This is a genomic window from Vibrio sp. F13, assembly GCF_020806305.2.
Taxonomy (GTDB): domain Bacteria; phylum Pseudomonadota; class Gammaproteobacteria; order Enterobacterales; family Vibrionaceae; genus Vibrio; species Vibrio crassostreae_C.
Genome location: NZ_CP170176.1, coordinates 1,016,869 through 1,029,565, shown reverse-complemented (window position 1 = coordinate 1,029,565; position 12,697 = coordinate 1,016,869). Strand labels below are relative to the sequence as shown.

Annotated in this window: 7 protein-coding genes; 5 read left to right on the top strand and 2 right to left on the bottom strand. The window is 46.1% G+C overall.

Annotated elements, in window-relative coordinates; all coding sequences use genetic code 11:
• Positions 1-51: 51 nt before the first annotated feature.
• Together LMH68_RS19610 and LMH68_RS19605 are read left to right on the top strand one after the other, a co-directional pair.
• A complete protein-coding gene (locus tag LMH68_RS19610; protein WP_229647759.1) occupies positions 52-1,716 on the top strand; it encodes a VRR-NUC domain-containing protein in 1,665 nt (554 codons plus the stop codon).
• A 236-nt stretch (positions 1,717-1,952) separates the two neighbouring features.
• The gene (locus tag LMH68_RS19605; protein WP_229647758.1) at positions 1,953-4,307 is read left to right on the top strand and encodes a fatty acid cis/trans isomerase; all 2,355 of its coding nucleotides are present in this window, start codon (positions 1,953-1,955) and stop codon (positions 4,305-4,307) included.
• A gap of 122 nt (positions 4,308-4,429) precedes the next feature.
• Here the strand turns inward: LMH68_RS19605 and LMH68_RS19600 are convergent, their stop codons facing one another.
• Positions 4,430-5,368, bottom strand: a complete 939-nt coding sequence (locus LMH68_RS19600) for a LysR family transcriptional regulator (RefSeq protein WP_229647757.1) — start codon at positions 5,366-5,368, stop codon at positions 4,430-4,432.
• A 93-nt stretch (positions 5,369-5,461) separates the two neighbouring features.
• On the opposite strand from LMH68_RS19600, the gene LMH68_RS19595 reads away from it, so the two are divergent.
• The 3 genes from LMH68_RS19595 to LMH68_RS19585 are packed head-to-tail and all read left to right on the top strand — an operon-like array spanning position 5,462 to position 9,502.
• Entirely contained in the window at positions 5,462-6,787 is a 1,326-nt protein-coding gene (locus tag LMH68_RS19595; protein ID WP_229647756.1) for a cytosine permease, read from the top strand.
• A gap of 5 nt (positions 6,788-6,792) precedes the next feature.
• Entirely contained in the window at positions 6,793-7,917 is a 1,125-nt protein-coding gene (locus LMH68_RS19590) for a DUF917 domain-containing protein (RefSeq protein ID WP_229647755.1), read from the top strand.
• 4 nt (positions 7,918-7,921) lie between these two features.
• Positions 7,922-9,502 (top strand): hydantoinase/oxoprolinase family protein, encoded by a 1,581-nt coding sequence (locus LMH68_RS19585; RefSeq protein ID WP_229647754.1) that lies wholly within the window; start codon positions 7,922-7,924, stop codon positions 9,500-9,502.
• A 135-nt stretch (positions 9,503-9,637) separates the two neighbouring features.
• On the opposite strand, the gene torS is transcribed toward LMH68_RS19585, so the two are convergent.
• The gene (torS, locus tag LMH68_RS19580) at positions 9,638-12,643 is read right to left on the bottom strand and encodes a TMAO reductase system sensor histidine kinase/response regulator TorS (RefSeq protein ID WP_017060885.1); all 3,006 of its coding nucleotides are present in this window, start codon (positions 12,641-12,643) and stop codon (positions 9,638-9,640) included.
• Positions 12,644-12,697 lie beyond the last annotated feature (54 nt).

Genomic DNA, 12,697 nt, shown 5'->3' with positions numbered 1-12,697 from the left:
GAAAAGATTGAATTTGTTACTGAAGAGCTTAACCTTAGGGTTAGGCTCTTTTTGTATCAAGCGACTTCTCCATTGACGACCGAAACCACTCTTCAGCTCTCCCCCACTTATTATCTCGACAACTTCAATCGACTGGTTGAACACGCTCAAACGCTCTACCCCGATCTTCTGAGTGATGATGAATGTCGTTGGTTGTCCGCATACAAACGTCTTTCTGTTTCAAGCCAATGCCTAATGGTTCGTTTGCTTTCTCGTAAAGGCCGTTGGTTTCGCAGCGATAAACTCAACTATGTTGAGATCCCAGATCTAAAGACCGAACTGCAAGAGCTAAACAGCTCAGGCTTCATTGGGTTGAGTCATCCCGAAGAACAGCATGACCTCGCCATTAGTGAGGTCGAGCTCGGGTTGCACTTGCTCACCAAACCAGAGCTGTTGAGTGTATTCCCCGCCCTTAAGAGCCATAGAAATGCCAAGAAAGACGAGCTGTTGTTACGGCTTGATCAGCAACCTTTTGATCAATTTCAAAACCTCTCTTTCGACTGTATTTACGTCATCGAATCTCAAGTGATTGATGTATTACTGTTGCTGTTCTTTGCCAACACCTATCAAGACTTAAGTCAGTTCGTGTTAAGCGACCTTGGGCTAAACACCTTTGAGAACTACCCATTAAGCAAGCAACGCCGCTTCTTCACCTCTAGGGATCAGCTCAATCAATTAATCCAGATGCGCGATATTCAACGCTTGTATTCAGAAGGTGACCGCAAAGATGGCGAGTTTCTGGAACTGATTTTAAATGCGATTCCTGAAGAATCAGAACACAGAAGTATTGCCAGAAAACGATCGCGTTTGATCAATGATGTTGCTCGCGATCTTGAAAGGCTTAATCTAAACGACCAAGCAATCTTTTGGTTCAGACAATCTACACTTCCTCCGAGCAGAGAACGACTTGCACGCATCTATGATAAGCAAGGTACGCTAGACTTAATGTGTGACATTGTCACGCAAATGAAAGCTACTCCATCGGATGTGTCAGAGTTGGAAATCGCTATTAAGCTTGAAGACCGGCTGCTACGGAAACAGGGGCACAAAGTTTCACGAACCATAAAGCCGAGCTGCAAAGAGTTAAAACTGGAATTAGACCTCAGCCAAACTCGAGTCGAGCTTGCGGTAAAGCAGCATTTTGAGAACCAAGGTTGGGACGTCTACTTTTCAGAAAACAGTTTTCTGTGTGGCTTGTTTGGTTTGGCTTTCTGGGATGTCATTTTCGCAGACGTTGAAGGCGCCTTTATCAATCGTTACCAACATCGACCATTGGATCTGTACCATTCAGATTTCGTAGACAAGCGAGCCGAACAGATTGAAGCCGTGTTTCAAACGATATCCAAACATGGGCTGAACCATTTTCTTGATACTTACGATGAAAAGCAAGGTATCGCGAACCCCTTTGTTCATTGGAATTATTTTCCTAAAGCACTCATCGAACACGGCATGGCTTCAATTCCAAATGCCTTGGTTGTAGACCTCTTCAAAGTGATATTGAGTGACTTAAAGCTATTTAGAACTGGGATGCCGGATTTGATTGCGTTCAAGGGCGATGAGTTTCATTGGATTGAAGTCAAAGGCCCTGGCGATAAACCGCAAGACAACCAGTGGCGCTGGATCAAAGAGTTTGAGCGATTGTCTGTCCCCTTCTCTGTTTGTTACGTCAATCAATGAGTCTTAGCTCTTAACTCTTTACTCTTAACTCTTAACTCTTAACTCTTAACTGCTAGCTTTTAGCTCTTGGGACTTAAATCTAGCTAAGTCTAAACACCAATTTCTGAGCACTAGCGAGTGACGCGCATCGACAAGTCACTCGTCCCATCAAGATCTTGTCTACAAAATTGTTAGAACATGAGCATTTTCAATCATTTTCGATATAATTATAGAAAATGCCTAATATTTAAATACGTATGAATTTGAAAAAACTCTTCATTTTAGCTTTTGTTAGCGTCTTCTCAGGTTGTGCCGTCTACGCGGGTTTAAACTTCGACGAACTGTTTGGTGAACAACAAGTACGCGATCGCCAAGCACCTATTCTTTCAGCTCAAGCGCAGCACTTCATTGACGAAGTAAAGCCCATCATTGATAACCGATGCGTGGTTTGTCACGCTTGTTATGACGCCCCTTGCCAACTCAAAATGTCTTCAGTGGAAGGTATAGACCGAGGCGCGAGCAAGGCACTCGTTTATCAAGGCACCCGCTTAACGGCATCAGCCCCTACTCGCTTGTTTGAAGATGCTTTAACCACGCAAGAGTGGCGCGATGCGGATTTTCATCCTGTCCTCAATGAGCGCATGCAAAACTCAACGGCTAACCTCGATGCTGGTCTTGTTTCTCGTATGTTGATCCAGAAAGAGAATCACCCTCTGCCCGATCAAACCCAGCTTGAAGGTTTCGACTTTTCAATCGATCGCGACCAACAGTGCCCAACCATTGAAGAATACGCTCAATACGAGAGAGATTACCCAACTTGGGGAATGCCTTATGGGATGCCAAACTTAGACAAAACCGAATACGCGACTTTAATGAGTTGGTTGGAAAATGGCGCGTTAATGAACGACCACATTCCATTGACTGATGCAGAACAAGAGCTCGTTAATGTCTACGAAAGCTTTTTAAACAAGAGTGACAATAAGAGTCAACTTTCAGCACGTTACATCTACGAGCACCTGTTTTTATCTCATGTCTATTTTTCTGATTTAGCTCAGCCAACACGCTTCTTCACTGTTGTTCGCTCTGCAACACCACCAGGTGAAGCGGTACAGCGCATCACGACTCGTCGCCCTTATGACGATCCAAAAGTAGACCGTGTTTACTACCGTCTGATTCCAGAACAAGGCACTATCGTCGACAAAACGCACATGCCTTTCGCACTTAATAAAGAGCGTCTACAAAAGTGGAATACCTGGTTTGTCGACGTAAATTACGAAGTAAAACAACTACCTAGTTACGACATCGATGTTTCAGCTAACCCAATGACTTCGTTTGAAGCACTGCCAGTAAACTCGCGCTTCAACTTCATGTTAGATAACGCGCAAAACACCATCATGGCCTACATCAAAGGACCTGTGTGTCGTGGTCAACTTGCCTTGAACGTAATTAACGACCGTTTTTGGGTTTTCTTCATCGACCCAGAGAAAGCCGATGTTCCGGAAATCAACGCCTTCTACGCAAGTCAAAAGAAAAACTTAAAGCTGCCTAGCGAACTAAAAAGTAACACCGTACCTGTGACCAACTGGGTAAGATACGCAAAGCAACAAGCGCAATACCTAAACGCGAAATCAGACTTCACTAACCAATGGTTCGAGAGTGGCGTCCACCTAGACACTGGCATCATTTGGGATGGCGATGGCATCAACCCGAATGCTGCTCTCACCGTCTTTAGGCACTTCGATAGCGCCTCTGTTGTACAAGGGTTAGTTGGCACGCAACCTAAGACTGCGTGGATTCTTGATTATGCTCTTCTAGAGCGTATTCATTATCTTCTCGTTGCAGGCTTCGATGTTTACGGCAACTTTGGCCACCAGCTGATTACACGCATGTTCATGGACTTCTTGCGTCTTGAAGGTGAGAGTAACTTCTTAAGCCTTCTTCCTAAAGACGTTCGTCACATTGAACACTCTAGTTGGTACCAGAACCAAAGCGCACAACTGAGTGACTATTTGCAGCGAAACATTGCACCTTTTGATCAGCCGACCAGCGTGGTTTACAAAACGGCGGATCCGAAACACGAACTGCTTGATATGATCAAAGATAAGCTCGCACCTGTTCTCGATAATCGCTTTGAGATTGTTGAAACAGGTTTTGGTAGGAAGAATGAAGCACTGCTTAACCAAGTGAATTTGATAAAGGGCGAAGGCCTGCGTCATGTGCCTCAATTAGTGATGATCATGATTGAAGGCGAAAACGGCGAAGAGCAACTGTTCACCATGATTCACAACAACGCTCACAGCAACATTTCGAGCCTGTTTAATGAAGAAGGTAACCGTGATTACGCCAATGATGACCTAACCCTCGTAAGAGGCGTTGTCGGTAGCTACCCTGCGGCTTACCTGTCATTAACCGAAAGCGACATTCCGACTCTGGTTAAAACGCTACAGAACTTGAACACGGAAGAAGACTACGTGGCGTTACTTGATAAGTTTGCTGTACGACGCAGCTCTCCGGAGTTTTGGCCGTTCAGTGACCGTGTCCATCGCTGGTATCAACAAGCGCAACCTATCGAGTTCGGCCTGTTGGATTACAACCGCTTTGAGAACCGCTAGTTTTCACGCATAACTTTTAAAAACAAAAATCCTCTGTCTTGGCAGAGGTTTTTTGTTTATGGGGAAAAGTATCGTAAATGCTATTGAGAAGCGAGAAGTGCTCTTAAGAAGCGAAAAGTGCTCTAGATTGAACCCGATGTTTCCGGTTGGTGTAGCTCATCAAAAAACGCACGCGCGGCGGGGGAAAGGGAATCTACAGGTTGCTTCAACACCACATAAAACTGACTCTTAAGGCTCCACTTCTCGGGCTGAAGCGGAATCAAGGCTTGGTCATAATGGCCACGGTCGATTAAATGAGACGGTAAAAAACTCAGGTGTGTGCCCGCCAAGGTTAAAATTACACCCGACTCGACATGCCAGCCATCAAAAGGCTTTACGGAATCGTACTGCTCAATATTCAGTAATCGGAACATCTCATCTTTGGCATAGCCGCCCATGTTGATACGACAGCCATCCAATGAGAAATCCTTGTCCATGATCTTCTCAGCCAGATCCTTACGCGCATACAGATAACTGTGCTCTTCAAACAGTGGGTATTTATGTTGAAACGCTGATTTTTGATGTGACCCTAGAACCACTATCATCATATCAATCTGGTTCTTTGCTAACTTCTCATTCAACTGGGTGAAATCCCCGACATCAACACTCACCTCAACACTGTTACTGCGTTGGTAAAACGTCTCGATCGCTTTGGGAAGTGGGTTATAAGGCAAAGTGACGGTGTTATCCAAACATCCAATTCGCACATGCCCAGAGAGTTCCGTCTGTACACCTCGTAACTTATAAGCGAAGTCGGTTAAGGTCGATTTTAGTTGGTTCGCATATTTATACACTTGCTCACCTTCATGAGTCAGCTTAAAACCACGTCGACCACGTTGGCATAATGTTAATTCTAAGCTTTTTTCCAAGGCAATAAGCTGATTACTCAGCACTGGTTGACTAATCCCAGTGCTTGCGACCGCCTGATTGATGCCTCCTTGTTCAACAATTTCACAAAAAAGCTCTAATCTACGTAGGTCTCTTTTATCTAACTTATTGTTTTGATTCACTTTGCCACTCACATTTGTTTTTTGTTATGTTTACATCTGATTATATTCATTTATTAACAATAAATACATCAGTATGCTTTATTCACACTTATGGAATAACAATGCATGGATGGCACTATGGCGGCAGAAGCTTACGTGAATAAACCCGAAGCAACACACAGCCACAAAAAGATAGATGACTTCGAGTTGGAACCCGTTCCCGAGAAGGCCAAACGATCTTGGTGGGTCATCAGCCTTATTTGGTTGGCAATCGGCATCGACATTTCGGGACTGTTTCTCGGCTCGATTCTAAGCAGCGGTATTGGTTTTGAAGACGCACTGCTTGCCACGTTTATTGGTTCAGGCTTATTGGCGATCATCGCGATGCTGTGTGCCAACATTGGCTTTCAAGCTGGCGTCTCTACCCCGCTGGTGAGCAGCGCGGTATTTGGCCGTAACGGCGGTAAAATTCTTGGCTTCATCAACGGCATCTCATTAGTCGGCTGGTTCGCATTCCAGGCTGATTTCTTCGCTTTCATCATGGTCGATGCACTGGCGAAATACGACATCATAATTTCACACCTCACCGCTCTTATTGGCGGCAGTGTGTTAATGATGATGACGGCTATCTATGGCGTTCGTGCTTTAGGCAAACTCAGTACCTATTCTGTTCCATTGATGGTGACGTTGATTACCATCGGTTTGTTTATGGCTGCTGATTATCAAGGTGGCGCAGCGCCATCGATTGAAGATCCTTTGACGCTTGGCCAAGCCATCTCTTTTGTTATGTCTATCTGGATTCTAGCTGCGGTTGCTGCACCTGATATTGCTCGCTACGCCAAAACACGCCGTGATGCGATTTTAGGAGCGGGTATCGGTTTCCTCGTCGGCAACAGCGCCATCATTCTTATCGCATTGATCTTGACCAAAATGACCGGCACCGACGACCTAGTCGAAGTCTTCTTCACCCTAGGTTTAGGCATGGCGGCCATTATAGTACTGGTATTCGCACAATGGACCACCAACAGTAGCAACCTAACCTCTGGCGGCTTATGCATGTCGATGGTTCTACCTAAGATTCCGCGCCCTGTTCTGGTTGTGATCATGACCATCGTCGGCATTGGTATCGCTCAACTCGGCATGGTGAACAAGTTTACCGACTTCTTAATGCTACTCAGCGTAACCATTGCGCCTGCTGCGGGTGTCTACATCGTTCAATATTATGTTTTAGATTCGACAAAAATGAGCTTTGAGAACATCCAACAAGTTCCAGATTGGATGTTTAAAGGCTTGGCTTCTTGGGCATTTGGTACTGCATTCAGCGCTTGTACTGCACCAGAGTTTTTCAACCTGTTTTCGTTCACCAGCATCTCGGCGTTAGACGGCATTCTTGCCGCTGGTGTGATTTACCTCGCCCTAATGAAGCTTTCTCCTTCAAGTGATAAGGAATAGTAGTTGTGATTATTACTGAACAAATGATTGATGATATCGCGCTGGGTGCGACGGTATTAGGTACTGGCGGCGGCGGTGACCCATACAGCGGTGCCTTGATGGCGAAAGTAGCCATTGCAACGGCAAAGCACCCTGTACGCATGATTCCTTTAGAAGACGTGCAAGACGATTGGATGACAGTGCCCTCTTCAATGATTGGCGCACCAACAGTCGCAGTAGAGAAACTCAATTCGAAAGATCAAATGTTGATTGCTTTCGAAGCGATGGAAAAAGCGCTCGGCACTGAAGTAGCGGCAACGTTTCCTATCGAAGTAGGCGGCTTCAATTCATTGATTCCAATTCTCGTTGCAGCACAAAAGAACATTCCTGTGATCGATTGTGATGCGATGGGACGTGCGTTCCCAGAAGCTCAGATGGTGACCTTCTTTCTTGATGGTCTCCCTTCGGCACCGAACACATTGGCCGATGAGCGTGGCAATATCGTCACGCTTTATCCGATTGACGGTATTTGGTCTGAAAAGTTTGCGAGGCCAATTACCGAGCAGATGGGCGGCTCTGCAGCAATGTGCGATTACCCAATGAACGGTAAGAACCTAAAACGCAGCGCACTGCCTGCAACACTGACCCAAGCAATGAAGATTGGTGAAGCGATTAGACTGGCGAACGACAACAATAAAAGTGGCACACAGGCCGTATTAGACATTGTCGGCGGCCATACCATCATCAGTGGCAAGATTGTTGATATTCAACGTGAAACCGATGGTGGTTTTGCAACAGGTGGTGTCGTGATTGAAAAGCTGGCTCAGTTTGAAGATACCGGCGTCGATAACGTGTTTGTGCAGTTCCAAAACGAATTACTTCTCGCGCACAAAGGTACAAGCCGCGCAGACATGAGCCAAGATAACCTGCTGGCATCAACACCGGATCTTATTTCGATCTTGGATCATGAAACGGGTAAGCCAATCACAACCGAACAACTTCGTTACGGGCAGCGCATCGACCTTATCGCTTACCCTTGCGACCCCAAATGGCGCACTGATAAAGGTATTGAAGTCGCGGGCCCGGGTTACTTTGGCTACACCGTCGAGTATCAAACCATTGAACAACTAAAGTCTGCATTGAAGAGGTAGTCGCATGACAAACATTACGCTTGATTACTGCCGTTTGGGCATTGACGTAGGTGGCACCAATACCGACGGTGTGCTGCTCGACGCAGACTTAAATGTGATTGCCAAAGTAAAAACCGCAACCACACATGATGTTTCAACAGGGATCGACAACGCGATTTCTGCGCTATTAAACCAAGCAAACATTGATGGTCAGCAAGTGAAACACGCGATGCTTGGCACGACTCAATGCACCAACGCAATCGTTGAACGAAAAGGCTTAGACAGAGTCGGCATGATTCGCTTAGCGCTTCCCAGTGGTGATAGCGTCCCGCCCCTTTGTGGTTGGAGTGAAGCGTGGCAAAACCTGCTTGGTGAACACTTCTACCAAGCTCACGGCGGCTATGAATACGACGGCCAGTTGATCGCCGACATTCAAGAGTCTGAGATCCGCGAGCTTTGCCAGAAAATGAAAGGCCAAGTGGATTCCATTGCTATCTGCGGAGTGTTCTCTCCCGTCAACGGCGACCAGGAGCTTCAAGCAGCAGAATGGATTCAACAAGAACTTCCGGGCGTGAACCTATCGTTATCCCATAAAGTGGGCAGTTTAGGGCTTTTAGAGCGTGAGAACGCCACTATCCTCAATGCGGCTCTGCAAGGGACAGCAAAACGATTCGTTGACGGCTTTTGCAGTGCACTCATCAATCATGAAATCCACACCACGCCTTATTTCGGTCAGAACGACGGAACACTGATGTCACAGCAGTTCGCATTGATGTACCCGATTCTTACCGTGGCTTGTGGGCCAACAAACTCGATTCGTGGAGCGAGTCACTTAACTAAGTTAAAAGACGCGATTGTGGTCGATGTGGGCGGCACTACGTCTGATATCGGCGTACTGACTCACGGCTACCCAAGAGAATCGAGCTTAGCAGTAGAAATCGGTGAAGTGAGAACCAACTTCCGTATGCCTGATATTTTGGCGTTAGCCATTGGTGGTGGTACCAAGGTTCGCTTTGAACAGCAGCGTATAGAGCTAGGCCCAGAAAGTGTTGGCCATACCTTGACGCAAACGGCGCGTAGCTTTGGTGGTGATGAACTTACGCTCACCGATATTGCACTCAAAACAGGACAAATGCAGTGGCAGGCAGAACATCAACTGAGTGATGAGATTGGTGTTTCAGCCGAACAAGCAAGCAAGATTTATCAACAAATGGTCACGGATGTTGAAGAAGGCATCGATAAGATGAAGACCTCTGCGGCGAGTGTACCCGTAATCATGGTTGGTGGTGGTAGTGCCCTATTCCCAGATCATTTTGAAGGTGTGAGCCAAGTGGTTCGTCCTGAGCACTTTGAAGTGGCTAATGCGATTGGTGTTGCGTTGGGTGAAATATCAGGTCAATTCGATAAGATCGTACCGATTGACCCAGCATCACGTGAAGAGACCTTAAAGGGCTTGGAAGCACAATCAAAGCAACTGGCGATTGAAGCTGGCGCATGCAGCGATAATGTCGCGATCATTGAACGCAGCGAGATTCCATTAAGCTACCTACAAGGCAATATGGTTCACGTTAAGATCAAAGCTGCTGGACATATCAAGATGGCTTAGAGCCGTTCCTTGAAAGCCTTACTTAGATTCTTATTCGACAATAAAAAAGCAGGTCACTTCTTCATATTAAAACGGAGAAATAGCCTGCTTTTTGTTTTCTGTTCTTATTTTGGGGCTTTCCGCCCAATAGCCACTCTATAGTTGCTCTCGGAGCGCTGCTAACGAGTCTTTCACCAATTCAGGTAATGAGTCTGCATTATCGCGATATTGAAGTAATGGATCCTCGCTCGCTTCAATGCTCTGGCATAAAGCAAACAGTGCAGATAATCCTAGGCTGCCGGCAGACCCTTTCAGTTTATGAGCTAAAGACTTAATTTCACGAGCGTTGTCAGCGGCACTTGCCACAATCAGTTCATCGAGAGTGACTTGGCTGCTTTGGTCAAACAACCCAACAATCTGCACTATTTTTTCTCGACCGAGAATGGCCAAGTCGTCTTTGATAATCTTAGGGTTAATCATCTGCACAATCGGTTCTCCTTGATTATGTTCCGCGTCTTGGTTTGCTCGTTGTGTCGAGCTTGCAAATGCCAATGCTGATAAGTCTAGCTCGGTTTCCTGAGGTTTAGAGTTTAGCTGACAGCAAACAGCATCTGACGGATCCGGCTGAGGCAGCAACAGCGTGTGACCGTCCAACTGCTCAACAATCAATTCCGATAATGCTTCCTTCTCTAACGGCTTAGGTAAGAATCCATCAAAGCCAGACGACAAATAGCTTTCCACTTCTTCGTTAAACACATGAGCCGATACTGCGATCATTGGGGGTACTTTTCGAATTACGTCTTCTTCACTTTTATGCTGAAGCGCATCGTCTTTGAGTTGTTGAATTAACTCGACGCCATCGCAGTCGGGTAAGTTAATGTCCACCAGCGCAATATCGAACTCTTGCTCACTGAATATGGCTCTCGCTTCTTGTCCGGTTGTCGCAATCACAACCTCGTGCCCCAAGTTATGCAAGAAGCCTTCAGCAACGATGCAGTTTACGGGGTTATCTTCAATCAGAAGTACTTTAGCTCGAATACACGCTTCAATGACCGGTACTTTCGTTTCTATCTTCTCACCGGCTTCAAGTGGCAGTGAGAACCAAAACTGGCTACCCTCGCCTTCTTCAGAATGAACGCCAATATCCCCGTTCATTGCCAACATGATGCTTTTACTGATCGCTAATCCAAGCCCTGTGCCGCCGGTTTTGTTGCGACCGCTATCGGTTTGGGTAAAGGCATCAAACAGACAAGCTTGTTCGCTAGCATCAATACCGACACCTGTATCTGACACTTCAAACATCACTCGATTTTCATCTTCGATATCTAAGCTGATAAAGATATCGACCGAGCCACTTTCCGTAAACTTAATCGCGTTACCGACCAAATTATTCAAGATTTGGCTGATTCGCGTTACGTCACCACGCCAATAGCGTTGCACATCACTTTCAATATGGAAATCAAAGTTCAGCTTCTTCTCAGCGGCACGCCCTTCCATCAATTGGTAGGTATCTTGAACCATCTGATGAAGATCAAACGAAGCAGTGCGGATTTCTAAATGCCCTGCTTCAATCTTTGAGTAATCCAACACGTCATTCAAAATCGCGAGTAGGTTCTTACCGCTGCGGTTAATGATGTCTGCATAGCCGGATTGCAGCGGGTCTAACCCGGTATCTTTGAGCAATCTTGCAGTACCTAATACACCGTTCATCGGCGTTCGTATTTCATGACTCATCGTCGCAAGGAAAGCGGATTTTGCGCGGCTTGCTTGTTCTGCGGCGTTACGAGCCTTAGCGTGGTTCCCTACCTCGATGTTCAGCTTCTCATTGGTCTTTTGCAGCTGGTAGGTTCGGTCTGTGACCAACTCTTCTAAGTGTTCTTTGTGCTCTTCAAGTTCGCGTTTCGCCTTTGCTTCACCCACCGCAACCACTTGTAGCGCCTGCGCGGTGTTTCTGGCAGTGATGATCGCCTCGCCCATATGAGCCAGCTCATCATTACCCTTTACCGAGATATCAATATTCAGGCGACCTTGTGCGATAGACATCAAGGCCGATGAGTATTCAGTAAGACGTTTAACAACCGAGATATACACCACTCGCCACACGATAAATGCAACGATAACCAAACCAATAACCGAAATCACAGACAGTGACCATTGAGCCAAATTCAACGTGCTGGTCAGCTCATCAACCGCTTTTTTGGTACTGCGGTTTGAATCATCAACCAGTTGGTTAACCGTTGTATTCAGCTGAGAGAACAGCTCCAACGTATTTTGCATCAGAAACTCTGACTTTTTGGTGTTCTCATATTGTTCTAATGAAATATCGAACACGACTTGGCGTTTTCTGAGCTCTTCTAGAAGCTGAGACATCTGCGCTGAACGAGTAGGATCTTCGACCGCTTTAACGCGGCGCGCCATGATTCTTAGGTTGGATTCAAATTCTGATTGGATTTGATGAATACGCTCTACGTTGGTAACGGTTTGCGTTTCTTCAATTTGGTTAAGCATTTTGAACGCCAGCAAATGCAATTCGTGTAGGCGCTCAGACAAATCAAGGTCAACCTCTACAAGCGCATCTAAGGCTTGGTAGGCTTTATCCGTTTCTTTGGTTTCTAGCAGGTCATAGATATGCGTGACGTTAGCAACCGCAATGGTAGCCGTGTTCAAAACTTGGGTTCGCGTCAACTGCTCTAGCTCTTCGGCCAATAGGCGCATCTCTTCGACACGAGACGACAACTCTTTGCTTAACCAAAGCTTACGCTCAACCGACACACCCAACTCAGCCAGTGTGTTAATAACGCTTTGAACATTGTTTTCGAGTTTATTGAGGAGCTGAGAATCGAAACTGTCGACACCAAGCTCTTTGATATGTTGAAGAAGCGACTCAAGTTGGTCAAACAGTACGGTGCCAGCCTCTTTTCTTTCGGCCTCGTTTCTCGCATTAGAAAGTGTTTGTACTGACGAAATAATACGGTTACTCAACTCAGAAACCTGACGAGCTTCGATCATGGCAGGAAGCGCCGAATCAACGACGTTTCTTTCCGTTTTGGCTACAAAGCTAAAACCAGAAACACCGATCAATGCAGACAATAGAACCAACAGTGCCATCACTAAGAATGAGGCCAGCAGCTTGCGTCCAATACTCGCTGAAGCTAACAACATAAACTCTAAACCTTAAAACGTTCTTCTTTACCCATGCAGAATACGCTATATTTT